18 protein-coding genes and 2 pseudogenes are annotated in these 24,787 nt (G+C 53.5%); 9 read left to right on the forward strand and 11 right to left on the reverse strand.

Going from position 1 to position 24,787, the window contains the following annotated elements; genetic code table 11:
• The 3 genes from rimP to infB are packed head-to-tail and all read left to right on the forward strand — an operon-like array spanning nt 1 to nt 4,760.
• Nucleotides 1-432, forward strand: coding sequence for a ribosome maturation factor RimP (gene rimP / locus H3L92_RS03775; RefSeq protein WP_085366321.1), 432 nt, complete (start codon nt 1-3; stop codon nt 430-432).
• Between the two features lie 30 nt (nt 433-462).
• Nucleotides 463-1,959, forward strand: a complete 1,497-nt coding sequence (gene nusA / locus H3L92_RS03780) for a transcription termination factor NusA (RefSeq protein WP_085366322.1) — start codon at nt 463-465, stop codon at nt 1,957-1,959.
• A gap of 11 nt (nt 1,960-1,970) precedes the next feature.
• Nucleotides 1,971-4,760, forward strand: a complete 2,790-nt coding sequence (gene infB / locus H3L92_RS03785) for a translation initiation factor IF-2 (protein ID WP_085366323.1) — start codon at nt 1,971-1,973, stop codon at nt 4,758-4,760.
• A 952-nt stretch (nt 4,761-5,712) separates the two neighbouring features.
• On the opposite strand, the gene H3L92_RS03790 is transcribed toward infB, so the two are convergent.
• The 4 genes from H3L92_RS03790 to H3L92_RS03805 all read right to left on the reverse strand — a co-directional run bounded on the left by H3L92_RS03790 (nt 5,713) and on the right by H3L92_RS03805 (nt 13,118).
• The gene (locus H3L92_RS03790; protein WP_085366324.1) at nt 5,713-7,404 is read right to left on the reverse strand and encodes an AIPR family protein; all 1,692 of its coding nucleotides are present in this window, start codon (nt 7,402-7,404) and stop codon (nt 5,713-5,715) included.
• Between the two features lie 183 nt (nt 7,405-7,587).
• Nucleotides 7,588-10,455, reverse strand: a complete 2,868-nt coding sequence (uvrA, locus tag H3L92_RS03795; protein ID WP_085366325.1) for an excinuclease ABC subunit UvrA — start codon at nt 10,453-10,455, stop codon at nt 7,588-7,590.
• Nucleotides 10,456-10,805: 350 nt separating this feature from the next.
• Complete coding sequence (gene cysD / locus H3L92_RS03800) at nt 10,806-11,720, reverse strand: sulfate adenylyltransferase subunit CysD (protein WP_085366326.1); 915 nt, start codon at nt 11,718-11,720, stop codon at nt 10,806-10,808.
• Nucleotides 11,721-12,065: 345 nt separating this feature from the next.
• The gene (locus H3L92_RS03805; protein WP_085366327.1) at nt 12,066-13,118 is read right to left on the reverse strand and encodes a sulfate ABC transporter substrate-binding protein; all 1,053 of its coding nucleotides are present in this window, start codon (nt 13,116-13,118) and stop codon (nt 12,066-12,068) included.
• Between the two features lie 411 nt (nt 13,119-13,529).
• Here H3L92_RS03805 and H3L92_RS03810 point away from each other — a divergent pair, with 411 nt between their 5' ends.
• On the forward strand, nt 13,530-15,323 hold the full coding sequence (locus H3L92_RS03810) for an assimilatory sulfite reductase (NADPH) flavoprotein subunit (RefSeq protein ID WP_085366328.1): 1,794 nt from the start codon (nt 13,530-13,532) through the stop codon (nt 15,321-15,323).
• A 64-nt stretch (nt 15,324-15,387) separates the two neighbouring features.
• On the opposite strand, the gene H3L92_RS03815 is transcribed toward H3L92_RS03810, so the two are convergent.
• Nucleotides 15,388-16,139, reverse strand: a protein-coding gene (locus tag H3L92_RS03815; protein WP_115336360.1) for an IS5 family transposase whose coding sequence is annotated in 2 segments (ribosomal slippage) — nt 15,388-15,806 and nt 15,806-16,139 — 753 coding nt in all. Because the reading frame shifts where the segments join, the coding sequence is not laid out codon by codon here.
• A gap of 526 nt (nt 16,140-16,665) precedes the next feature.
• Here H3L92_RS03815 and H3L92_RS03820 point away from each other — a divergent pair.
• Nucleotides 16,666-17,344, forward strand: a pseudogene (locus H3L92_RS03820) (IS1595 family transposase).
• 77 nt (nt 17,345-17,421) lie between these two features.
• A complete protein-coding gene (locus tag H3L92_RS03825; protein WP_143824321.1) occupies nt 17,422-17,643 on the forward strand; it encodes a hypothetical protein in 222 nt (73 codons plus the stop codon).
• Between the two features lie 86 nt (nt 17,644-17,729).
• Here H3L92_RS03825 and H3L92_RS03830 read toward each other — a convergent pair whose 3' ends face one another.
• A complete protein-coding gene (locus tag H3L92_RS03830) occupies nt 17,730-18,470 on the reverse strand; it encodes a nitroreductase family protein (RefSeq protein ID WP_085365501.1) in 741 nt (246 codons plus the stop codon).
• Between the two features lie 200 nt (nt 18,471-18,670).
• On the opposite strand from H3L92_RS03830, the gene H3L92_RS03835 reads away from it, so the two are divergent.
• Nucleotides 18,671-18,895: an HP1242/YdcH family protein gene (locus H3L92_RS03835; protein ID WP_085365502.1), complete on the forward strand. Its 225-nt coding sequence runs from the start codon at nt 18,671-18,673 to the stop codon at nt 18,893-18,895.
• Between the two features lie 63 nt (nt 18,896-18,958).
• Nucleotides 18,959-19,153: pseudogene (locus H3L92_RS13185) on the forward strand (lipoprotein signal peptidase).
• On the opposite strand, the gene H3L92_RS03840 reads toward H3L92_RS13185, so the two are convergent.
• Complete coding sequence (locus H3L92_RS03840) at nt 19,116-19,454, reverse strand: cupin domain-containing protein (protein WP_085365503.1); 339 nt, start codon at nt 19,452-19,454, stop codon at nt 19,116-19,118. The pseudogene H3L92_RS13185 and the gene H3L92_RS03840 overlap by 38 nt on opposite strands.
• Before the next feature lie 157 nt (nt 19,455-19,611).
• Between H3L92_RS03840 and waaF the strand changes: the two genes are divergently transcribed.
• On the forward strand, nt 19,612-20,622 hold the full coding sequence (gene waaF / locus H3L92_RS03845) for a lipopolysaccharide heptosyltransferase II (protein WP_085365504.1): 1,011 nt from the start codon (nt 19,612-19,614) through the stop codon (nt 20,620-20,622).
• 146 nt (nt 20,623-20,768) lie between these two features.
• Here the strand turns inward: waaF and H3L92_RS03850 are convergent, their stop codons facing one another.
• The 4 genes from H3L92_RS03850 to H3L92_RS03865 form a co-directional block, all read right to left on the reverse strand.
• Nucleotides 20,769-21,758, reverse strand: a complete 990-nt coding sequence (locus H3L92_RS03850; protein WP_085365505.1) for a peptide ABC transporter ATP-binding protein — start codon at nt 21,756-21,758, stop codon at nt 20,769-20,771.
• On the reverse strand, nt 21,758-22,753 hold the full coding sequence (locus H3L92_RS03855; RefSeq protein ID WP_085365506.1) for an ABC transporter ATP-binding protein: 996 nt from the start codon (nt 22,751-22,753) through the stop codon (nt 21,758-21,760). Before H3L92_RS03855 ends, H3L92_RS03850 begins: the two co-directional genes overlap by 1 nt.
• A complete protein-coding gene (locus tag H3L92_RS03860; protein WP_085365507.1) occupies nt 22,753-23,661 on the reverse strand; it encodes an ABC transporter permease in 909 nt (302 codons plus the stop codon). Before H3L92_RS03860 ends, H3L92_RS03855 begins: the two co-directional genes overlap by 1 nt.
• A gap of 102 nt (nt 23,662-23,763) precedes the next feature.
• Nucleotides 23,764-24,777: an ABC transporter permease gene (locus H3L92_RS03865; protein ID WP_085365508.1), complete on the reverse strand. Its 1,014-nt coding sequence runs from the start codon at nt 24,775-24,777 to the stop codon at nt 23,764-23,766.
• Nucleotides 24,778-24,787 lie beyond the last annotated feature (10 nt).

Raw genomic sequence — 24,787 nt, forward strand, 5'->3', positions numbered from 1 at the left:
ATGGATATTCAAACAATTCTCGATAAAACCCTGCCAGGCCTGGGTTACGAGCTGGTGGATTTCGAATTGACCGCGCAAGGCGATTTGCGTGTGTTTATCGATAAAGAAGGCGGCATCACTGTAGAAGACTGCGCCACCGTGAGCAACCATTTGAGCCGCCTGTTTATGGTGGAAGACATCGACTACAAACGCTTGGAAATTTCCAGCCCGGGCCTCGACCGTCCGCTGAAAAAAGCCGCCGACTTCGTGCGCTTTGCCGGGCAGCAGGCCAAAATCAAAACGCGCCTGCCGATAGACGGCCAAAAAAACTTTATCGGCCGCATCGAAGCCTGCGAAAACAATACCGTGCGCATTTCGTTCGACGGCAAAACCGCCGAAATCGGGTTGGACAATATCGACAAAGCCCGCCTGCGCCCCGAATTTAACTTTTAAAAATATCGTTATAACGGAGAATTAAAAAAAATGAGTCGTGAAATGTTACAACTGGCCGAAGCGCTGGCCAGCGAGAAAAACGTAGATTCCGAAGTGGTGTTTAACGCGTTGGAGTTCGCGCTGAGCACCGCCGCCAAGAAAAAAGCCAGCCGCGAGCACATGGACGTGCGCGTGGAAATCAACCGCGACACCGGCGAATACAAAACCTTCCGCCGCTGGCTGATTGTGGCCGACGAAGACTATACCTATCCGGACGTAGAAAAAACCATCGAAGAAATCCAAGAAGAAATCCCCGGAACCACTATCCAAATCGGCGAATACTACGAAGAACAGCTGGAAAACGAAGGTTTCGGCCGCCAAGCCGCGCAAACCGCCAAACAGATTATCCTGCAACGCATCCGCGATGCCGAGCGCGAACAGATTCTCGAAGAATTTTTAGCGCGTAAGGAAGACATCGTGATGGGCACCGTGAAACGCGTGGAGCGCCACGGCACCATTATCGAAATCGGCAAACTCGACGCGCTGCTGCCGCGCGACCAAATGATTCCGCGCGAAAACTTCCGCAACGGCGACCGCGTGCGCGCGCTGTTCCTACGGGTGGACGAAATCGGCAATTCCGGCCGCAAGCAGGTGATTCTGAGCCGCACTTCGCGCGATTTTCTGGTGAAATTGTTTGCGATGGAAGTGCCCGAAATCGAAGACGGTCTGCTTGAAATCAAAGAAGCGGCCCGCGATCCCGGCCACCGCGCCAAAATCGCCGTGAAAGCCAACGACCAGCGCATCGACCCGCAAGGCACCTGTATCGGCGTGCGCGGTTCGCGTGTGAACGCCGTAACCAACGAGCTGGCAGGCGAGCGCATCGACGTTGTGTTGTGGTCGCCCGAAACCGCGCAGTTCGTGATCAACGCCCTTTCGCCCGCCGAAGTAACCCGCATCTTGATTGATGAAGACAAACACGCCGTTGATGTGATTGTGGCTGAAGACCAGCTGGCGCTGGCCATCGGCCGCGGCGGCCAAAACGTGCGTTTGGCGGCCGATTTGACCGGCTGGCAGCTGAACATCATGACCGTGGCCGAAGCCGAAGAACGCAATGCGGCCGAAGACGAAGCCATCCGCAAGCTGTTCACCGAACACCTGAATGTTGACGAAGAAACCGCCGATGTGCTGCTTCAGGAAGGTTTCGCCACCTTGGAAGAAGTGGCTTATGTGCCCGCTGCCGAGTTGCTGGAAATCGAAGGTTTCGACGAAGCTACCGTAGAAACGCTGCGCAACCGCGCCCGCGATGCCATTCTCACGCTGGCCATCGCTTCAGAAGAAAAGCTCGACGATATCGACGAAGATATGCGCAACCTCGAAGGCATCGACCAGGAAATGCTGCGCGACCTTGCGCAGGCAGGCATTACCACCCGCGACGATTTGGCGGAGCTGGCCGTTGACGAGCTGATCGAAATTACCGGCGTGAGCGAGGAAGAGGCCAAACAAGTGATTATGGCCGCCCGCGAACACTGGTTCACCGAAGAAAACTGAGGGGGTAAAGTATGAGTAACACAACCGTAGAACAATTTGCCGCCGAACTTAAAAAACCCGTGGAAGACTTACTGAAGCAGCTTGCCAGTGCCGGCGTAAACAAAAGCAGCGGCGGCGACAGCATCACTTCCGAAGACAAACAGCAGTTGCTGGCCTACCTGAAAAAATCGCACGGCAGTGACAGCGGCACCATCAGCATCAGCCGTAAAAAAGCCGAAGTCAGCACCGTGGGCGGCGTGCAGGTGGAAACCCGCCGCCGCAGCCGCAAAGTGGTGATTCCGTCGGCCGACGATCTGGCGGCTGAAGCGAAAGCCAAAGCAGAGCAAGCGGCGCAGGAGAAGCAAACCGTCGAAGCGGCGGCGCAGGCCGAACGCGAAGCGGCCGAACGTGCAGAAGCCGAAAAAGCGGCCGCCGAAGCGCAGGCTCAAGCCGAGGCCGCCCGCCTGCAAGCCGAGCAAGAAGCCCAGGCAGCGCAACAGGCGCAACAAACCGAGCAGGAAGAAAAACCGGTTCAGACGACCGAAACAGAAACAATTTCGGAAGAAGAAAAACCGGCCAAAGGCAAAAACAAAGAGCAAAAACAACAGCAGCCTGCCGCCGTCCGCCCTGTGGTGAGTGCAGAGGAGCAGGCGCAGCGCGACGAAGAAGCCCGCCGCGCCGCCGCTATGCGTGCCCATCAGGAAGCATTGCTGAAAGAAAAGCAGGAACGGCAAGCCCGCCGCGAAGCGGCCAAGCTGCAAGCACAGCAGGAGGCGAAAGCGGCCAAAGAAGGCAAAGCGGCCGAACAGCGTTCTGCCAAGCCGTCTGAAAAAGCACCGCTTTCGGCTGTATCGTCGGGCAAATCCGAATCTTCGGCGCGCTCGAAAAAAGACGAACGCCACAACCGCGACGACGTGGAAAGCCGTCCGCGCGGCGGTAAAGGCGGCAAAGGCCGCAGCCAAAATGCCGCTCAGGAAGAGCGCGTGCGCGGCGGCGGTAAAAAAGGCAAAAAACAGCTCAAGCTGGAGCCGAACCAACACGCCTTCCAAGCACCGACCGAGCCGGTGGTGTATGAAGTGCTGGTGCCCGAAACCATTACCGTAGCCGATTTGGCGCACAAAATGGCGGTGAAGGGCGTGGAAGTGGTGAAAGCCCTGATGAAAATGGGCATGATGGTTACCATCAACCAATCCATCGACCAAGACACCGCCCTGATTGTGGTGGAAGAGCTTGGCCACATCGGCAAACCCGCAGCCGCCGACGACCCCGAAGCCTTCTTGGACGATAATGCCGAACAGGCGGAAGCCGAACAACTGCCGCGTCCGCCGGTGGTTACCGTGATGGGCCACGTTGACCATGGCAAAACCTCGCTGCTCGACTATATCCGCCGTGCCAAAGTGGTGCAGGGCGAAGCGGGCGGCATCACCCAGCACATCGGTGCCTACCACGTGGAAACCCCGCGCGGCGTGATTACCTTCCTCGATACGCCCGGCCACGAAGCGTTTACCGCCATGCGTGCCCGCGGAGCCAAAGCCACCGACATCGTGATTCTGGTGGTGGCCGCCGACGACGGCGTGATGCCGCAAACCATCGAAGCTATCGCCCACGCCAAAGCGGCGGGCGTGCCGATTGTGGTGGCGGTGAACAAAATCGACAAAGAGGCCGCCAACCCCGAGCGCATCCGCCAAGAGCTGACCGCACACGAAGTGGTGCCCGACGAATGGGGCGGCGATACCCAGTTTGTCAACGTATCGGCCAAACAAGGCATCAATATCGACGCTCTGCTCGAAGCCGTGTTGCTCGAAGCCGAAGTGCTGGAGCTGACCGCCCCCGTAGATGCACCCGCCAAAGGCATCATCGTGGAAGCGCGTCTCGACAAAGGCCGCGGCGCGGTTGCCACCTTGCTGGTGCAGAGCGGCACGCTGAAAAAAGGCGATATGCTGCTGGCAGGCACGGCCTTCGGCAAAGTGCGTGCGATGATGGACGAAAACGGCAAACCTATCGACGAAGCAGGCCCGTCTATCCCTGTTGAAATTCTGGGTTTGTCGGACGTGCCCAACGCCGGCGAAGATGCGATGGTGCTGGCCGACGAGAAAAAAGCCCGCGAAATCGCCTTGTTCCGCCAAGGCAAATACCGCGACGTGCGTTTGGCCAAACAACAGGCGGCCAAGCTGGAAAACATGTTCAGCAACATGGGCGAGGGCCAGGCACAATCACTGTCGGTGATTATCAAGGCCGACGTTCAAGGCTCTTACGAAGCCTTGTCGGGCAGTCTGAAAAAACTTTCCACCGACGAAGTGAAAGTCAACGTGCTGCACAGCGGCGTAGGCGGCATTACCGAGAGCGACGTCAACCTGGCGATTGCCTCGGGTGCCTTCATCATCGGCTTTAACGTGCGCGCCGACGGCTCCGCCCGCAAGCTCGCCGAAACCGAAAATGTGGAAATCCGCTACTACAACATCATTTATGATGCCATCGACGACGTAAAAGCCGCCATGAGCGGTATGCTGGCGCCGGAGCAGAAAGAACAGGTTATCGGCTCGGTGGAAATCCGCCAGGTTATCAGCGTATCGAAAGTGGGCAACATTGCCGGCTGTATGGTTACCGACGGTATCGTGAAGCGCGACGCCCATATCCGCCTCATCCGCAACAACGTGGTCATCCACACCGGCGAACTTGCTTCGCTCAAGCGCTTCAAAGACGACGTTAAAGAAGTGCGCATGGGCTACGAATGCGGCCTGATGCTGAAAAACTATAACGAAATCATGGAAGGCGATACACTGGAAGTGTTTGAAATCGTTGAAGTGGCACGTTCGCTGTAACAGTTGTTTGACAACGACAAAAGGCCGTCTGAAACATTGAATGATACTCCCCAATCTTGGGCATGATTTAAGTTAACTATTTTAAGATAATCGCTTGAACCTGAGTCCTGTATTCTACAAGATTCAGGTTTTTCGATTTCAAATTGTAATAACAGATATATTTCCTTACCCCCTTTAATTCCCAGCCGAAACTGGTAGACTATCTTGGAGATATTTGTCTCCAATACCTCAAAGAGACTCCCTATCTGTGCATTGTCACAATAATTTTTTCTGTGCGGCATACTCTACACGATTCTCAATCTTGACCAACTTTTACCGTCATTTATTCGTCCGGTATAGCACGTCTGAGCTGTAGAAAACCCTAGATAGTATCGTAATAATCTGGATTTCTATTGCCGCAGCAAATGAAGCTAATCTCTTAACATAACGCGAGACAATGCTCCGCCAATGTTTAAAATCCAAAAAGCAGTTTTCTACCGAGTGACGGTAACGGTACAGATAGCGGTCAAAAAAACAGCTGCTCCTTACGGTTAATCTTTGGGGGAATAACAGCGTCCATTTCCAAAGAAACCGTCAAATTCCTGATCGTATCAGCATAATAGGCCTTATCGGCCAACTTTGGCCCCGCCGCATAGGGATGAATTTAGATATGAGTGACATCAATCATCAAACACTCCATATCTTGTTCTCCCGAAAGGATGAGCACTAGTTTCGTCCAAATGCCTTTGTTGCACCAACGGATGAAGCGACGGTAGGTGTTGATCCAGCCGCCGTAATCGGATGCCCGGTCATGCAAGCAACTGTGTTACCGACTCGTCAGTCAGCAACATCAAACACGGTTAATCAAGGGCGTGTACAGAGGCAGATAACCTGTTTGATTGCTATGGTACATTGGTTTCAACATACAAGGGTGTGTGGCGTAGCCACGCACGCGGTCGGTTGGGTGTGCAGGCTACGGCTTGCTCAACATTTCGTCAACTAAATGTTTGCATTTGGTACTGTTTTTGAAAAAAGTTGCTAAAAAATTATCAGGATAATTTTCTTCAATAAAATCATTAATATCTGAAATCAATTTTGTAGCTTCAGCTTCTAGAGTCATTTCATCAATGTTAAAATTATTTGAAGATAAGTGGTTGTGAATATTCATTTTTTTAGCTAGAAGATGTGCAATCATCCTGTTTCCATGAACAAGAATGCCGTAAAGTTTGCCAGTTTTCTTTTTTATATTATTTGTTTTGTTAGTTAATATTTTACTAACTGCCCTATTGAATAGAACGGAATTATAAACATAGTATCCGCTGATATTTGGATTAAATATTTCCTTGTAAATTCCTCTTTCTAGATTTTCAAAAAATTTACCTATAGCACTTTTAACCTGAACAGCTAAAACAACATTTTTATTTATTGATGCCAAGCTAACTGTTGCTTCCTGTAAGTTAAATGATTTATCAGTTGATTTAAATGTATCTGAACGCATAATACTATATTCAACATCTTCAAGGATAAGTTCATTTTTAATGCGTAGTTGTTCAGGATCTTGAGATGCAAAATCCATACCATCAATACGATTTTGTCTATTATTAGCCCTTGTAATTAATTTAGCAAAATGTAGGTTATCTGAAATTTCAATAATTCTAATATTGATAGATACACAGCTTAAGTCGTGATCGGGGTGAAACTCTTTAAATCTACCAATACTACTAATAGTTTGTGCCCCATTAATTACTGAAAAATTTTCTAATTTGAATGTACCAATATCTCTAGAGTTTCCCCCAACTGCCGTTTTTGAAATTTTATCAGCAATAACCGTTATGCCATTATTTAAATACCAAAATAGATCAGGATTATCTTTAAGGGTGTTTTCAATCTCCTCATTTACATCAGTTCTACCTAATACCTTTCTAATATTTTTTTCAAAAATTTTATCCTTAAATTTAATCCACCAATCTGAAATTTCATTTGCAGAAATACTTCCATAGTATGCTTTACATGAGAATATCTCTTGATTATCGGTAGCAAGATCAGTTGAAATAACCCCCCAGTTTGATAATCCCATTTCTATATTTAATTGTTCTTGATTTTCCTGTCTTATCGATGTATGGATTTCACTTTGATTCATTCGTGAAAAGTTAATTAATCTTTCTGCATCATCATCGCCATTATTATTCATTTCTATAATGAAATCTTCAATTGGTCTTAAATTTTTATTAACCAGACTTGGGTTTTCATAAGTATCAATTAAAATTATTTCAAATTTTGTATCATAAGCATCAAAAGCAGAACTAATTGTTGAGCTTCGTTGTTTAATTTTGTCATTAAATTTATCAAAATTTAAGTCAAATAAATCTTTTATTCCTTGGTTAAATTTTAATAAATCACCTTTTGATGGTTCTCCTTTGCCATTTTTGCTCCATTTAGACTGAACTATAAATAGTTTTTTTAATTTTTCAGAATAGTAAATACCATCAATACCATTATCATCTGCAGCATCCACTACAGATAGTGCTGCTTCTTCAATAGAGCATTGTGAAAAATAATATATGGCGTATGCAGCTAAACATCTTGATAAGATTTTTACATCTCGTTCTTTATCTGTTGGAGAGATATCGTCTAATTGAAGTTTATCTTCAAATAGTGCTTTCATCTTGTTGGCAATCTGATTATAGTGAATTCAAATAAAAACTCCGAAATGAAATAACTGCATTCAAACTTGCAATTGGGCGATATGCTAAAGAATCGTTTTACCCTACTTCGGCATTCTTATTTTAATCCACTATAATATGTAAGGTACTCATTAATTGACCCTTTCTATGCAAAAAACTATAAGTTACAAAACCACCTTCAAATACTTCCCCGTATAACTCCCCTTAACCTTCGCCACCTGCTCAGGGCTACCTGAAGCAATAATCCTCCCCCCTCCATCGCCGCCTTCCGGCCCTAAGTCGACAATATAATCTGCCGTTTTAATCACATCCAAATTATGCTCGATAATCACAATCGAGTTGCCTTTGCCTTTCAGACGGCCTATTACCTCTAATAACAAGGCAATATCGGCGAAGTGTAAACCTGTGGTGGGTTCGTCGAGAATATATAAGGTGCGGCCGGTGTCGCGTTTGGATAATTCCAAAGCGAGTTTGACGCGTTGGGCTTCGCCGCCGGAGAGGGTGGTGGCGGATTGGCCGAGGCGGATGTAACCGAGGCCGACGTCCATCAGGGTTTGCAGTTTGCGTGATACGGTGGGCACGGCGTCGAAGAATTGGCGGGCTTCTTCCACGGTCATATCCAGCACTTGGCTGATGTTTTTGCCTTTGTATTGCACTTCCAGCGTTTCGCGGTTGTAGCGTTTGCCGTGGCAGACTTCGCAGGGGACGTATACGTCGGGCAGGAAGTGCATTTCCACTTTAATCACGCCGTCGCCTTGGCAGGCTTCGCAGCGGCCGCCTTTGACGTTAAACGAGAAGCGGCCGACGTTGTAGCCGCGTTCGCGCGATAGGGGGACGCCAGCGAAGAGTTCGCGGATGGGCGTGAACAGGCCGGTGTAGGTGGCGGGGTTGGAGCGCGGGGTGCGGCCGATGGGGGATTGGTCAACGTTGATGACTTTATCTAAATGTTCCAAGCCTGTGATGTCGTCATACGGGGCGGGTTCTTCATGGGCACGGTTGAGTTCGCGCGCGGTGATTTTGGCGAGGGTGTCGTTAATCAGGGTGGATTTGCCGCTGCCTGAAACGCCGGTGATGCAGGTAATCAGGCCGAGCGGTAATTCTAAAGTAACGTTTTTCAGGTTGTTGCCGCGTGCGCCTTTTAATACCAGCATTCTTTCGGGGTTAACGGGCGTTCTAACAGAGGGTACTTCGATTTTCTTTTTGCCGCTAAGGTATTGGCCGGTAACGGATTCTTTGCAGGCGGCGACTTTGGCGGGGGTGTCGGCAACCAGCACGGTGCCGCCGTGTTCGCCGGCGCCGGGGCCCATGTCGATGACGAAATCGGCTTCGCGGATGGCGTCTTCGTCGTGTTCGACCACAATCACGCTGTTGCCCAAGTCGCGCAGGCGTTTGAGGGTGGCCAGCAGGCGGTCGTTGTCGCGCTGGTGCAGGCCGATGGAGGGTTCGTCGAGCACATACATCACGCCGGTTAAACCGCTGCCGATTTGGCTGGCGAGCCGGATGCGCTGGGCTTCGCCGCCGGAGAGGGTTTCGGCGGAGCGGGCGAGGTTGAGGTAGTCGAGGCCGACGTTAATCAGAAAGCCCAAGCGCTCGGTGATTTCTTTGAGGATTTTTTCGGCAATCTGTTTTTTGTTGCCTTCCAAATCGAGTTGTTCAAAGAATTCGTGGGTTTTGGTGAGCGGCCAGGCGGAAAGCTCGTGCAGCGGCTGTTTGCCCACATAAACATAGCGCGCTTCTTTGCGCAGGCGCGCGCCGCCGCAGCTCGGGCAGGCTTTGTGGCTTTGGTATTGCAGCAGCTCTTCGCGCACGGTGGCGGAATCGGTTTCGCGGAAACGGCGCTCGAGGTTGGGGATAATACCTTCGAAGGCGTGGCTGCGGTTGAAGGTGGTGCCTTTTTCGGAAAGGTAGCGGAAGTCGATCACTTCTTTGCCCGAGCCGTGCAGCACCACTTTTTTCACTTTTTCAGACAGGCTTTCAAACGGCGTATCCACGTCGAAGCCGTAATGGACGGCCAGCGACTGAATCATTTGGAAATAAAACTGGTTGCGCTTGTCCCAGCCCTTAATCGCGCCGGCGGCCAGCGACAATTCGGGGTGCAGCACCACGCGTTCGGGGTCGAAAAAATTCATATTGCCCAAGCCGTCGCAGGTGGGGCAGGCGCCGACGGGGTTGTTGAAGGAAAACAGGCGCGGCTCCAGCTCGGGCAGGCTGTATGAGCAGACGGGGCAGGCGAATTGGGCGGAAAACCAGTGTTCTTCGCCGCTGTCCATTTCCAAGGCCAGCGCGCGCTCGCCGCCGTGGCGCAGGGCGGTTTCGAAGCTTTCGGCCAAGCGCTGTTTGATGTCGGCTTTGACCTTAACGCGATCGATCACCACGTCGATATTGTGTTTGATGTTTTTTTCCAGCTTCGGCACTTCGTCGAGCTGATAGACTTCGCCGTCCACGCGCACGCGGGCAAAGCCCTGCGCCTGCAAGTCGGCGAAAAATTCGACAAACTCGCCTTTGCGCTCGCGCACGGCGGGGGCGAGAATCATCACGCGGCTGTCTTCCGGCAGTTTCAGCACGGCATCCACCATCTGCGACACGGTTTGGCTCGCCAAAGGCAGGTTGTGCTCGGGGCAATAAGGCGTGCCGACGCGGGCATACAAGAGGCGCAAATAATCGTGGATTTCGGTTACGGTGCCGACGGTGGAGCGCGGGTTGTGGCTGGTGGATTTCTGCTCGATGGAAATGGCGGGCGAGAGGCCCTCGATAAGGTCGACGTCGGGTTTGTCCATCATCTGCAAAAACTGGCGCGCATAGGCCGAAAGGCTTTCCACATAGCGGCGCTGGCCTTCGGCATAAAGGGTGTCGAAGGCCAGGCTCGATTTGCCGCTGCCCGACAGGCCGGTTACCACCACGAGTTTGTGGCGGGGGATGTCGAGGTCGATGTTTTTCAAATTGTGGGTGCGGGCGCCGCGGATGCGGATGGTGTCGTTGTTGCTCATGTCTGCTTGAGGCCGTCTGAAAAATGGAACTGCGTATTGTAGCATTTTTCAAAGAAAATCGCGGGGTTGGGTGAAGGGCGGGGCGAAAGGGCAGGCCGTCTGAAAAATGTTTTCAGACGGCTTGAGATCTTTGCAAGTTGTTTAGGCCATCTGAAATATCCAATTACCGTCATTAGCTTTTCAAGCCCGCTGCGCGGGAATGACGAGACACAAACGTTTTCAGGTTCGAATTGGTTTTTTTGCAAAGGCCTCGGCCTGCTGTTTGGGAAAGTTATCGGCAGATTTAAAACATTTTCGTCATACCCGGGCTTGACCCGGGTATCTGCTGTTTCTTATGAAGCAATAAAGATACCCGGGCCAAGCCCGGGTATGACGTAGGTTTTTTTAATCTGCTGTTAAAAATAACCCTGCTTTTTGCGCTCTTCCATCGCTGCTTCCGAAACACGGTCGTCCATACGGGTGGCGCTGCGCTCGGAAATGGTGGCGGCGGCGGTTTCGGCGATGATTTCTTCGGCGTTGGCGGCGGTGCTGGCCACGGGGCAGGTGCACGAAATGTCGCCCACAGTGCGGAAGCGCACGCTGCGGATTTCGGAAACGTCGCCTTCGCGCTTGGGCGTGAGCGGGGTAACGGGAACGAGCAGGCCGCCGCGTTCCACCACTTCGCGCTCATGGGCGTAGTAAATCGGCGGCAGCGCGAGGTTTTCGCGGGCGATGTATTGCCAAATGTCCAATTCCGTCCAGTTGGAAATCGGGAACACGCGCATGTTTTCGCCGGGGAACAGGCGGGTGTTGTAGAGGCTCCAGAGTTCGGGGCGCTGGTTTTTCGGATCCCATTGGCCGAATTCGTCGCGGAACGAGAAAATGCGCTCTTTGGCGCGGGCTTTTTCTTCGTCGCGGCGCGCGCCGCCCATCAGCGCGTCGAAGCCTTGTTCTTCGATGGTTTCCACCAGTGTGATGGCTTGGGCGGCGTTGCGCGAATCGGTTTCGCGGCGCAGCACCACCGTGCCGCGTTTGATGGAGTCTTCAACATGGCCCACCACCAACTGCACGCCGGTGCGCGCTACGGTTTGGTCGCGGAACGCAATCACTTCGGGGTAGTTGTGGCCGGTGTCGACGTGCAGCAGTTTGAACGGCAGCTTCAGTGGCCGGCCTTCGATTTGGAAGGCTTTTACCGCCAGCGCCAGCAATACCACGGAATCTTTGCCGCCCGAAAACAGCAGCGCGGGGTTTTTGGCTTCTGCGATCACTTCGCGGATGATGTAGATGGATTCGGCTTCCAGCCAGTCGAGGTGGTGGTTTTGGATAGACATGTTTTTCTCTTGTACGGAATACGGATTTTCAGGCGCCACTTTAATGAGGCCGTCTGAAAAAGGGAAAGAATGGTTGGTTTTAATTTAAGATGTTTTCGTTATATCGGGTTGGTTGTTTGCCGGAATGCCGGCGGCAATAGCAGGCCGTCTGAAAACAATATTTTCAGACGGCCTGAATATTTTCCGTCATACTCGGGCTTGACCCGAGTATCTGTTATTTCTTTTGAAACAAAAGATGTTCGGGTCAAGCCCGAGCATGACGCAGAGGTTTGAAGATGTTAAAAGAAATTTTGCAAATCTCAGGCCGTCTGAAGGGTTTCAGACGGCCTGTTTGCATAAAAACGTTTATTTCTGCGGCTTGTAAATCTGGTCAAACAGCGCGCCGTCGGCGAAGAAGCGTTGGTGTGCCTGATGCCAGCCGCCGAAAGCATCGTTGATTTTCACCAAATCGAGCGCGGGGAAGCGGTCTTTGAATTCGGCTTGGATTTTCGGGTTGGACGGGCGGTAGAAATATTTGGCAATCATGCGCTGCGAATCTTCGGTGTAGAGCTGTTTCAGGTATTCGGTGGCCACTTCGCGCGTGCCGCGTGCATCGGCCACGCTGTCGACCACGGCCACCGAAGGTTCGCACAGCATCGAAACGGAGGGGGTAACGATTTCAAACTGGTCGGGTGATTCCTGCACGGCCAGATAGGCTTCGTTTTCCCACGCCAACAGCACGTCGCCGAGGTTGCGCTGGGTGAACGAAATGGTGGAGGCGCGGGCGCCGGGGTCCATCACGGGCACGCGCTTGAAGAGTTCGGCCACAAACTGCTTGGCGGTTTCGTCGGTGGCGTTGGGCTGTTTGGCGGCGTAGGCCCAGGCGGCAAGAAAGTTCCAGCGCGCGCCGCCCGAGGTTTTGGGGTTGGGGGTAATCACCTGCACATCGCCTTTTACCAAGTCGCCCCAGTCTTTAATGTTTTTGGGGTTGCCCTTGCGCACCAGAAACACGATGGTGGAGGTGTAGGGCGTGCTGTTGTCGGGCAGGGCTTTCTGCCAGTTTGGGTTGATCAGCTTTTTGCCGCCGTTGTTGAGCGAATCGATGTCGCCTGCCAGCGCAAGGGTAACCACGTCGGCTTTCAGGCCGTTTTGCACCATCAGCGACTGTTTGCCCGAGCCGCCGTTAGACTGTTTGATTTCAAGCTCTTGGCCGGTTTTCTGTTTCCAATGCTGTTGGAAGGTGGCGTTGTATTCGCGGTAAAGCTCGCGGGTAGGGTCGTAGGATACGTTTAAGATGCTGATTTTAGACGCGCTGCCGCCGCCGGAAGAGGCGGCCGACGATTCGGCGCCGCCGTTGCCGCCGCAGGCGGCCAAGGCGAGGGCGAGGGGCAGGGCGGCTAATAGTGATTTGATCTTCATGGTGCTTGATTCCGGGTTGGTAGTTTTGGTTTGCGCAATATAACCATTCGTCTGTGCCGCACGAAATACCGTTTTTTCATGTGTTTATAACCAAAACCGCACCAAGCGCCGATATAACGAAAACGCATTTTGTTAAAACAAACCATTCTTTCCTTTTTTCAGACGGCCTGTTTAAAGTGTGGCGGCTTAGGGCGTGCCGCCGGAAAGATTGCGGCGGTATTTTTGGTTAAAACCCGCATCTGCGGCGTTAAAACTGCTCGCAAGATGTTCAATCTTGCTGCGCTTTTTGCCTTGCATCTGCGGATTTTTCCTCAAAAAACCGCTTCGCAAGCTTTCTGCCGACACGCCCTAAAAAAAACGCCGCTCACTTTTTCGCAGCGGCATCAAACAATAAAAAAAGGAAACCTTTGCATGAGCCAAGCCAATCCGCTGCCTCCCGAACTTCCCGCCCAGTTAGCCGCACTTTCGCCCACCCAGTTGGCGTGGCTGTCGGGTTATTGTTGGGCGCAAAGCCAGCAGGGCAATGCCGTTCAAGCGGCCTTTGCCGGCCCGGCCGAAACCGCCGCCGCACCTGCCGCCGCGCCGCGCCGCGTTACCGTGCTGTCGGCCTCGCAAACCGGCAACGCCCGCCGCGTGGCCGCCGATCTGCTGGTGAAACTCGAATCGGCAGGCGTGAACGCGCGGTTGGTGGCGGCGGCCGATTTCAAGAGCAAAACGCTGCCCGAAGAAGATATTGTTTTGATGGTAACGTCCACCCAGGGCGAGGGCGAGCCGCCCGAAGAAGCCGTGCCGCTCTACAAGCTGCTGTTCGGCAAAAAAGCCCCTGATCTGAGCAAACTGAGCTTTGCCGTGTTGGGCTTGGGCGATTCTTCTTATCCGAAGTTCTGCCAGGCCGGCAAAGATTTCGACGGCAGGCTGGCCGAGCTGGGCGCCACCCGTTTGAGCGCGTTCGGCGAATGCGATCTGGATTTTCAGGCGGCAGCGGCTGCGTGGATTGAAACCACCGCCGCCAAAGTGGCCGAACTGTGCGCGCAGGCCGCCGCGCCGGTTTCAGACGGCCCCAAAGCCGCCGCCGCGCCCGCCGCACAGCTTTACAGCAAAGAGCAGCCTTTCACCGCCACACTTTCCGTGCGCCAGAAAATCACCGCCCGCAATGCCGAAAAAGATGTGGAACATATCGAAATCGACTTAACCGGCTCCGGCATCCGCTACCAAACCGGCGACGCACTGGGCATCTGGCCGCTCAATGCGCCCGGGCTGGTGGCGGAAATTCTGGCCTTAACCGGCTTGAGCGGCAGCGAAACCGTGGTGCTGGCCGACGGCGGCGAAACCGATATCCAAACGGCCTTGACCGAACACGCCGACATCACCCAAAACACCCCCGCATTTGTGCAGCAGTATGCCGTTTTGAGCGACAGCGAAGAATTGCAGCGCACGGTTGAAAACCCCGAAGCGCTCGACACCTATCTTGCCGCCACGCCGCCCGTGGGCGTGTTGGCCGCGTTTCCACACCCGCTCGACGCGCAAACCCTGTTCGGCCTGTTCCGCGCCCAAACCCCGCGCCTGTATTCCATCGCCTCGGCGCAAGACGAAGTGGGCGATGAAGTGCACCTCACCGTGGGCATGGTGCGCTACGAACACCACGGCAACACCTACACCGGCGCCGCCTCGGGCTTTATCGGCGCGCAGCTCGAAGAAGGCGGCAGCGTGCGCGTGTTTGTCGAACCCAACCCGCATTTCCGCCTGCCCGAAAACGGCGACGCGCCCGTGATTATGATAGGCGCAGGCACCGGCATCGCCCCGTTCCGCGCCTTTATGCAGCAGCGCGAAGCCGACGGCAGCGGCGGCAAAAACTGGTTGGTGTTCGGCAACCAGCGCTTTACCGACGATTTCCTCTATCAGGCCGAATGGCTGCAATACCGCAAATCCGGCCTGCTCACACGCGCCGATCTGGCGTGGAGCAGGCAGGGCAAAGAAAAAGTGTATGTGCAGCACAAGCTGGCCGAAAACGCCGCCGAAGTGTGGGCCTGGCTGCAACAGGGCGCGCATATTTATGTGTGCGGCGATGCCACCCGCATGGCGCGCGACGTGGAAAACACGCTCTTGGACATCATCGCCGCGCAAGGCAAACTCAGCCGCGACGATGCCGAAGATTATCTGAACGATTTGCGCGAAGAGAAACGCTACCAGCGCGATGTTTACTGACCGCGGCGCAGTGTTTCAAACGGCCCGGGGGTGAAATCCGCCTAGGGTCTGTCGACATTCAAGTTTACCTTAATTTCAATACGGCAGCAGCAAGGTAAATATTGGCAGCAAAAGATTGGTCGGTTTTTTCTGCGCGCATCGCAATCTTTTTGAATTCTTTGAGTTTGCAAAAAAAGTTCTCAATCAAATGTCGCCAGCAATACATCATCTTGTCGTGTTCCCGCTGCAATTTGCGGTTGTTACGCAGCGGAATAACCACCTTACTCCCCCTTTCGGTCAACTCTTCGACCAGCCAGTCGGCATCAAAGGCTTTATCCGCCAATAAAGCATCAAATTCCTTTTCTTTAATCAGCGGTTCTACGCCGCAAATGTCATTGCGCTGACCAGGCATCAGTTTGAAGTCAATCAGGTTTCCCAAAGCATCCACCATAGCCAAAATCTTGGTCGTCATCCCGCCTTTGGATTGGCCGATGGCCTGATTTAGAGTCCCCCTTTTGCACCCTGACCGTGGCGGTGAACTTTGACAATTGTGCCGTCAATCATGACATACTCCATATCGAGATCACGGTTCAGTTCTTCAAAAATATCATGAAAACGGTCGGCCAAGACCCATCTGCGGTAGCGTTTGTGGATACTTTTCCAATTACCGAACTCTTCGGGCAGATCGCGCCAAGGACTGCCGGTACGGATAATCCATAGTATGGCTTCTATAAATAATCGGTTATCGACAGCGGTTCGGCCGGCATCGCCAACTTTTCCTTGGCATAAAGGCTCAATTTTTGCCCACTGTGCATCGGTAAGAATATATCTGGTCATGAGGATAGGATACACTGAAAACTTGAATGTCGACAGACCCTAGGCCGTTTGAAAATATTTTGGCTGCATCTCCACAAAAAGTTGGGCAAATTCCAACCCAACCAAGGTGCAGTTTTTCTTAATGGACAAATAAATATAGCCCCCGCTTCAATACTAAGTCGTCGGGCAGTAACGTACTCAAAAGCCAACAGCGCACTGCCCATCTTTTCAATATCTCTCGAATTCAGTTCCGACGTGGGATTGCCGTCTATAAAAAGGTAGCATTGAAGCGATCGGATACTCGTAGGCTGAATAAAATACAAAGTAACCACTCCTTTAGCAGTCAATGAACTGCGAAAAAGCAAAAACACCCAAAAGCTGAGGGATGGCCATTACTTGAAACACCTTTTACACATTGCTCTGCTACCCAAAACAGTTTCTACGACAATTTGAACCGTCCGGACAAAGGCGAAGCCGACAAAGCAGTCATGCAAAAATTATGGGGCTTAGGGAGCAAAATCAGCAAAAATGATGATAAGCTTCTGATATACCTATTAAAAACAAGTACCAAAAGTTCAGCAAATATTACCGAATCAAAATTCCGCCAAATCCTGCGCTTTTCGCACTTGATTTGACCGCTTCCGATACCGCCAGACTCACCGGCATCAGTACCCGAAGTGTCAATAATCTGTTTCTCAAACTGCGTTGCCGTATGGCCGCTGAATGTGAACGGCAAACTCCCTTTGCCGGTGTGGTCGAACTGGACGAATCCTACTTCGGCTCCAAACGCATTCGCGGTAAACGCGGGCGAGGAGCGGGAGGCAAAACCATTGTTTTCGGCATCTTAAAACGGGACGACAAAGTCTATACCGAAATCGTGCCGGATACCTCGAAAGCTACACTGCAACAGGTTATTCGAGGGCGGGTTGCTGTTGAAAGTCATCAATACCGACGGCTGGCGCGGCTATCACGGTTTGGTCGATATGGGCTATGAGAAACACTTCAGGGTACATCATGGTGCAGACGAGTTTGCCCGGGGTGTGCAACACATTAACGGCATCGAATCGTTTTGGGGTTATGCTAAAAACCGCTTGGTTAAATTTAACGGTGTACCGAAACAGACTTTTTATTTACACTTAAAGGAAACCGAATTTCGCTTCAATCACAGGCATGATGATCTGTATAAAGTCTTGCTTAAAATACTGCGAAATCGACCCTTGGGCTAATTTTGCTTCCTAAGCCCCAAATTATATAAATGGAATAAAGATCGCTGCGACTACCGGCGTATCGCTATAGCTTCATCGTGGAACAAGAAGAAAGCGGCAAGAATTACGAAGCTGTTGGGTTTAAAGGCCAAAGCGCGGTAGAAAAGGCTTGTTGCTATGTAATGGAAAAATACCAGAGAGTCTTCTCACTGTCGCAATGGTCCGACAGCAAGATGATGGCAAAAATACTCAACCGGACTATTGGTGTAGAAAAGCCTGATTTCGGTTACTTACCGGAATCAGGCTTTGAGGCCGTCTGAAATGATTTGAAACAGCGCTCAGAATTGAGAAAGTTTAATATTCATTTATGGCAATCTATTTAGTATATTTTATTGTACATCATTTTTTACGTAGTTTTGGTCAGCCAGCCTTGCGTTTGCAGCAGGGGGATATTTTTAGGGGCGTAGGTGCTGCTGTAGTAGCGGGCGAATTTTTCGCGGTAGGGGAATTTTTCGCGCGCTTCGCCGAAAGCGGTCATGGTGCGTTCGTATTGCTCGAGGCCGTCTGAAAGGGTTTGTTCTTCGGGATAGCGGTTTTCGGCGTAAACGGTGTTTTCGGGCAGACGCGGTTTGAGCTGCATTTCGATATCGGGCGTGCCGATGCAGAGTCCGAAAACGGGGAAGGTGTTTTCGGGCAGACCGAGCAGGGCAACCAACTCGGCGGCGATGTTGCGGATGCCGCCGGTGTAGCAGGTGGCGTAACCCAGGCTTTCGGCGGCCACTGCGGCGTTTTGGGCGGCCAGGGCGGTGTCGGTAACGGCGGTAATCAGGCTGTCGGGTTCGCCTGCGGCGCTGAACGTGCCGTTATAGGCGCGGCTGCACAAGCCGGCGCGGTGCAGGTCGGCCACGAAAACCAGATAGGTGCTGCATGTGCCGATTTGCGGGTTGGCCGGTTGCAGGGCGGTGATTTGCGCGCGCAATTCGGGCGAGGTGATGTTGATGATGGTGTAGTGCTGGCCGTTCATCCACGAAGGGGCTTGGCGGGCGCAGTTAATAATGGTTTGCAGGTGTTCCGGCGGCAGGGTGAGGCCGGTTTTGAAATGGCGGTAGGTGCGGTGGTTCAATAGGGTGGCAATGGCGTGGTTCATGGCGGTTTCCTGTGTGGGGAGTGGGGGGGATTGTATGCGCGGCTGCGGGAAACGTCCACTCTGTGGCAGGGTTGCGGCAGGGCGGGGCGCAATCAGAAAATGGGCTGGATAAGCAAGGCTGCTTTGTTATAAAATGTAGTGGAACTCAGGTAAGCAAGAAATTGCTTGTTTTTTAATTTGTATGTTAAGAGGAAAACGAAATGTTCCCCGAATACCGCGATTTGATTTCTAAATTAAAACAAGAAGATGCCCACTTCGCCCGTTTGTTTGACGAGCATAACGAGCTGGACGACAAAATCACCGGCTTAACCAATAACCCGGTAACCGGCGGCTTGAACGAAATCGAAGAGCTGAAAAAACAGAAGCTGCATCTGAAAGACCAACTGTATGCGATTTTGCTGAAAGCCGATAAAGAAGCGAAATAAACCGTTATCAAACGAGGCCGTCTGAAATATGTTTTTCAGACGGCCTTTTGCCGTTTGAGACCTTTGCAAAACCGCCATCTGCGGCGCATTTCTGCGTTGTGCGCTTATGCCCTTTAGGGTACTGCCCGCTCGCTTAGCCTTGTATTTGATATGTCTGCGCTCGCTGCGCTGCTACGCCTTGAACTGCATCCGTATCTGACGGTTTTGCAAAGGTCTCCGTTTACAGGCAGCAGCTGCCGAAACGCAGTTTTTTGCTGAACACCAATTCATGCGTGAGTTGTTTCACCACCAGAATGTTGGTGTGGTTTTCGAGCGCGCGGATGCTGTGGGCCTCGTGCGGTTCCAAACGCACCACCTGAAGCCCGCGGGTGTCGATGGTTTCTTTTTCGGTGGTGATTTGCGCGCTGCCGTTGAGCACAATCAGCAGCACGATGGCGTCGGTTTCGTAAACGGGAATTTCGTTGTCGCGTTGCAGCGAAAGCTGCACGAGCTGTTGGTCGTTGTCTTCGGCGATTACGCCGCCGATAAGGGCTTGGGGGTCTAGAGTATATTGTTTCATGGCGTAAGTTCTCTGTGAAATTTAATTACGCCGCCCATTATAAAACCGCCGCAAACGGCGGGCGTGTTTTTTCAGACGGCCTTTTGATATAAGGCAAAGGCACGGCTTTGCAGTACAATACGCGCCATATTCAAAACACCGAACCACACCGATAACCATGCCGAAAAAAATCCTGATTATTTCCCCCAGCTGGATAGGCGACTGCGTGATGACGCAGCCGCTCTACCGCCGCCTGCACGAGCTGCACCCCGGCGCCATCATCGACGTGTTCGCCCCCAAATGGTCGATGGCCGTGTTCGAGCGTATGCCCGAAATTAACGAAATCATCGAAAACCCGTTCGGCCACGGTGCGCTGGAGCTGAAAAAACGCTGGCAGACGGGGCGGCAGTTGGGGCGGCGCGGGTACGATCAGGTTATCGTGCTGCCCGGCTCGCTTAAATCAGCTCTGATTGCGGCGGCCACCGGCATCAAACAGCGCACGGGCTATGTGGGCGAATCGCGCTATCTGCTGCTCAACGACATCCGCAAACTCGATAAGGCCGCGCTGCCGCTGATGGTTGACCGCTATACCGCGCTGGCCTATCCCTCCCAAGCCGCATTCAACGGCCATTCCGGCAATCCGCAGTTTAAAATCAATGCAGAGAGCCAGCAGGCCACGCTGGCCAAACACGGTTTGGATACCGTCAAGCCCGTTTCGGCGTTCTGCCCGGGCGCGGAATACGGCCCTGCTAAACGCTGGCCCGCGCGCCACTTCGCCGAACTGGCCCGCCGCCATGCCGCGCAAGGCCGCCAAATTTGGCTGTTCGGCTCGCAGAAAGATTTTGATATTGCAGAAGAAATCAACACACTTTCAGACGGCCTTTGCGTGAATCTGTGCGGCAAAACCAGCCTTTCGGAAGCCATCGATTTATTGGCCTGCGCCGAAACCGTGGTCTGCAACGACAGCGGACTGATGCATCTTGCGGCCGCGCTGGGGCGCAAACTGGTGGCGGTGTACGGCTCGTCCAGCGCCGACCACACACCGCCGTTAAGCGAACGCGCCGCCATTGTGAGCCTGAATTTGGACTGCTCGCCCTGTTTCAAACGCGAATGCCCGTTGGGGCACACCGATTGTTTGAACAAACTCACGCCTGATTTGGTGGAGCAGGCGGTAAAATCGCTGGGGTAGGCCGGTTTTTTGTATGACGTATGTACTTTTTATTAAGTTGATCCGCTTTAACGGTTTGAATCTGCAATGAAGGTTTGAGACCTTTGCAAAATTTATTTAGGCCGTCTGAAACTTTCAGACGGCCTCATTGTTATTGGTGGGAAACCTCAGGCGGCGATTTCTTCCAGCCGCAAACAGGCCACTTTGCGCCCCTGCCATTCGCGCAGTTCGGGCACTTCCTGCGCGCAGCGAGCTTGGGCGTGCGGGCAGCGCTGGTGTAGGGCGCAGCCGCTAGGCGGATTGAGCGGGCTGGGTAGTTCGCCGGCGAGTTTGAGCTGCACTTTCTGCTCTTTCAAGCTTGGTGCGGCGGAAAGCAGCGCCTGGGTATAGGGGTGCAACGGCTTGGCGAATACGGTTTCGCTGTTGCCGTGTTCCACCACGCGGCCAAGATACATCACCATGATGTCGTCGGCCACATGCTCGACCACCGATAAATTATGCGAGATAAACACATAAGCCGTGCCGTATTGCTCCTGCAAATCCATAAACAGGTTGAGCACCTGCGCCTGAATGGAAACGTCGAGCGCCGAAGTCGGCTCGTCGGCCACCACGATTTTGGGGTTGAGCATCATGGCGCGGGCAAGGGCGATGCGCTGGCGCTGGCCGCCTGAAAACATATGCGGATAGCGCGAGGAATGCTCGGGTCGCAGGCCGACGGTTTTCATCATTTCCACCGCCCGCTCGTAACGCTCTTTTTTGCTCAGTTTGGTGTGGATGGCGAGCGGTTCCATCAGTTGGAAGGCGATGGTTTGGCGCGGATTCAGGCTGGCATACGGGTTTTGGAACACCATTTGGATTTCGGTGCGCATTGCTTTCAGACGGCCTGAACCCAAGTTGGCGGTTTCGGAGCCGTTGATGGCCAGGCTGCCGGAAGTGGGCGTTTCAATCAGGGTGAGCTGGCGGGCCAGCGTGGATTTGCCGCAGCCGGATTCGCCCACCACCGCCAGCGTTTTGCCTGCCCGAAGCTCGAACGATACGCCGTTTAGGGCTTTCACCACTTTTTTCTCTTTGCCCAAGCCGCCGCCGACCGGATAGTGGCGGGCTAAATCGCGGGCTTCCAAAACGGTTTTTGCTTCAACGGTTTTTACTTCACTCATCAGGCGGCTCCCTTGGCTTGCAGTTCGGTTAGGCTGCTGCTGATGCAGCGTACTTTACCGTAGCGGCTTTTTAACACGGGCGGCGGGGTTTGGCAGGCTTCGCGGGCATAGGGGCAGCGCGGCAAGAGCAGACAGCCGGCCGGGCGGTCGTATTGGCTGGGCACTACGCCCGGCAGCGATTTCAGACGGCCTTTCCCCTGCGAAAACTCGGGAATCGACTGCAATAAGGCTTCGGTGTAAGGATGGGCGGGGGTGTCGAATATATGCGGCACGCTGCTTTGCTCGACCACTTGGCCGGCATACATCACCGCCACATGCTCGGCGTGTTGCGCCACCAAGCCCAAATCGTGGGTAATCAGAATCATCGCCATCTTGCGCTCTTGTTGCAGGCGGTGGAGCAGATCCATGATTTGCGCCTGCACGGTAACATCGAGCGCGGTGGTCGGCTCGTCGGCAATCAGCAGCTTCGGCTCGCAGGCCAGCGCCATCGCAATCATCACGCGCTGGCTCATGCCGCCCGACAATTGGTGCGGATAGGCTTTCAGACGGCCTTTGGCATCGGGGATTTCCACCAGTTCGAGCAGCTCGACCGCCCGCGCTCTGGCCGCCGCGCCTTTCAGCCCCAAATGCGCCTTGAGCACTTCGGTAATCTGCATTTCGATGGTGAAGCTGGGGTTGAGGCTGGTCATGGCGTCTTGGAAAATCATTGAAATATCTTTGCCGATGATCTTGCGCTTTTCTTTGGCGGAAAGTTTCAGCATATCTTTGCCGTCGAACAGCATTTTGCTGGCTTTTATGGCGGCGGTATTGGGCAGCAGCCCCATCAGCGCCATCATCGACACCGATTTGCCGGAGCCGGATTCGCCCACCACCGCCAGCACTTCGCCCGACGATACTTCGAGGCTCACCGAATCGACCGCGCGGAAAGCGCGCGCGCCCTGCCCGAAAACCACTTGCAGGTTTTCGATGGTTAATAAAGGTTGTTTCGCTTCCATCACGACACCTGTTTCAGTTTCGGATCGAGCGCGTCGCGCAGGCCGTCGCCCGTAAGGTTAATCGACAAGGCGGCGATGAAAATCGCCAAGCCGGGGAACACGGCCATCCACACATTGCTTTGGATATATTGCCGCGCATTGCCCAGCATCGCGCCCCATTCGGCCGAAGGCGGCTGCACGCCCAAGCCCAAAAAGCCGATGGCGCCCGCTTCGAGAATGGCGGTGGAAAAAATCATGGTGGCCTGCACTATCAGCGGCCCCATGCAGTTGGGCAGCACGGTAATCAGCATCAGGCGCGGCAGGCCGGCGCCCATTACGCGGGCGGCGGTAACGTAGTCTTTTTGCAATTCCACCAGCGCGGTGGCGCGGGTGATGCGGATAAACGGCGGCATACACACCAGCGAAATCGCCAGTACGGTGTTGGTCATTGAGGGGCCGAGAATGGCGGCGATAATAATCGCCAGCAGCAGGCCGGGGTAAGACATCAGAATATCGTTGCCGAGCATGATGATTTTGCCCAGCGTTTTCGGCCAAAATGCCGCCATCAGGCCCAACACCACGCCGCACACCATGGCGGTGAGGGTGGCGGCCAGGCCGATCAGCAGCGAATAGCGGCTGCCGTGCAGAATGCGCGACAAAGTATCGCGGCCCGCATCGTCGGTGCCGAAAATAAATTCGGAAGTGCCGCCGAAGAGCATGGGCGGAAGCTGTTCTTTGCCGGAGTGCAGGATATTGGGATCATAAGGGGCGATCCACGGTGCCAGCGCGGAGGAGAGCACCATCAGAAGCAGAATCAGCAGCCCGGCCGTTGCGCCTTTGTTTTTTAAGAATGCGGAAACAAACTGCTGCCATTCGGAGGGCGGCGTAACCTGCGCGGCAGCAGCGGTGGAAGTGGTTTGCGGAGACATAGCTATCTTTCTTATTGGTTGTTGTGGCGGATTAAATTTAAATCGAACAGTACAAGCAGCACAGCGAGGCGAGTCAACGCAGTTAAATTTAATCCGCTATGGTCAGGCGTGGCGGATGCGCGGGTTAATCAGCCCGTAGGTGATATCGACCAGCAGGCTGATAAACATCAGCATGGTGGCTACCAGCAAAATACCGTTTTGCACGATGGGGTAATCGCGGCTGAAGAAGCCGTCGAGCAGCCAGGTGCCCACACCCGGCCAGCTGAAGATGGTTTCGGTGAGAATCGCACCGGCCATCAGCGTGGCCATTTGCAGGCCGACCACGGTAACCACGGTAATCATGGTGTTGCGCAAAACGTGAACGAAGATGATGCGGGCGGGCGACAAGCCTTTGGCTTTGGCGGTGCGCACATAATCTTCGCCCAACACTTCGAGCATGGCCGAGCGCGTCATGCGGGCGATCATCGCCAGCGGAATGGTGGAAAGCGCAACGGAAGGCAAAATGAAGTGTTTGATGACGTCCCACAGGGCGGCGGAGTTGCCGGACAACAGCGCGCCCAACAGCCATGATCCGCCCACCGGCTGCACGTCGATGAATTTAATCACGTTGATTACGCCCGAAACCGGCAGCCAGCCCAAATAGTGGGCGAAAATGCCGGTGAGAATCGGGCCGAGCAGGTAAATCGGCATCGAATAACCGGCCAGCGCACCGCTCATCAGCAGATAATCGAGCCAGCTGCCGCGCTTGAGGGCGGCGATGATGCCGAGCGACACGCCGGCCACGGTGGCAATCACCATCGCGCAGAATGCCAGCTCAAGCGTGGGAACGAAGTGGGAAAAGAAGTCTTGCAGCACCGGTGTGCGGGTGCGGAAAGTTTCGCCGAAATCGCCGCTGAGCACTTTGGTCAGATAATCCCAATATTGCACGATAATCGGTTTGTCCAAACCCAGCCGCTGCATCATGGCTTCGCGCACGGCGGGATCGACATTGCGTTCGCCCATCATCACGGTAACCACGTCGCCGGGCACCAGCCGTATCAGGGTGAAGGTGGAAATCGTCAAACCGATATAGATCGGTATCATCAGTAAAATACGTCGCAGAATATAAGAAAGCATCGGCGTTGCT

Origin of the sequence: Neisseria dentiae, from assembly GCF_014055005.1 — a bacterium.
Classification (GTDB): Bacteria; Pseudomonadota; Gammaproteobacteria; order Burkholderiales; family Neisseriaceae; genus Neisseria; species Neisseria dentiae.

Coding starts and splice junctions, on each gene's coding strand:
- infB (WP_085366323.1), top strand. CDS start 1,971: ATGAGTAACACAACCGTAGAACAATTTGCCGCCGAACTTAAAAAACCC.
- H3L92_RS03790 (WP_085366324.1), bottom strand. CDS start 7,404: ATGAAAGCACTATTTGAAGATAAACTTCAATTAGACGATATCTCTCCA.
- uvrA (WP_085366325.1), bottom strand. CDS start 10,455: ATGCTACAATACGCAGTTCCATTTTTCAGACGGCCTCAAGCAGACATG.
- H3L92_RS03810 (WP_085366328.1), top strand. CDS start 13,530: ATGAGCCAAGCCAATCCGCTGCCTCCCGAACTTCCCGCCCAGTTAGCC.
- waaF (WP_085365504.1), top strand. CDS start 19,612: ATGCCGAAAAAAATCCTGATTATTTCCCCCAGCTGGATAGGCGACTGC.
- cysD (WP_085366326.1), bottom strand. CDS start 11,720: ATGTCTATCCAAAACCACCACCTCGACTGGCTGGAAGCCGAATCCATC.
- nusA (WP_085366322.1), top strand. CDS start 463: ATGAGTCGTGAAATGTTACAACTGGCCGAAGCGCTGGCCAGCGAGAAA.
- H3L92_RS03830 (WP_085365501.1), bottom strand. CDS start 18,470: ATGAACCACGCCATTGCCACCCTATTGAACCACCGCACCTACCGCCAT.
- H3L92_RS03835 (WP_085365502.1), top strand. CDS start 18,671: ATGTTCCCCGAATACCGCGATTTGATTTCTAAATTAAAACAAGAAGAT.
- H3L92_RS03865 (WP_085365508.1), bottom strand. CDS start 24,777: ATGCTTTCTTATATTCTGCGACGTATTTTACTGATGATACCGATCTAT.
- H3L92_RS03850 (WP_085365505.1), bottom strand. CDS start 21,758: ATGAGTGAAGTAAAAACCGTTGAAGCAAAAACCGTTTTGGAAGCCCGC.
- H3L92_RS03805 (WP_085366327.1), bottom strand. CDS start 13,118: ATGAAGATCAAATCACTATTAGCCGCCCTGCCCCTCGCCCTCGCCTTG.
- H3L92_RS03855 (WP_085365506.1), bottom strand. CDS start 22,753: ATGGAAGCGAAACAACCTTTATTAACCATCGAAAACCTGCAAGTGGTT.
- H3L92_RS03860 (WP_085365507.1), bottom strand. CDS start 23,661: ATGTCTCCGCAAACCACTTCCACCGCTGCTGCCGCGCAGGTTACGCCG.
- rimP (WP_085366321.1), top strand. CDS start 1: ATGGATATTCAAACAATTCTCGATAAAACCCTGCCAGGCCTGGGTTAC.
- H3L92_RS03840 (WP_085365503.1), bottom strand. CDS start 19,454: ATGAAACAATATACTCTAGACCCCCAAGCCCTTATCGGCGGCGTAATC.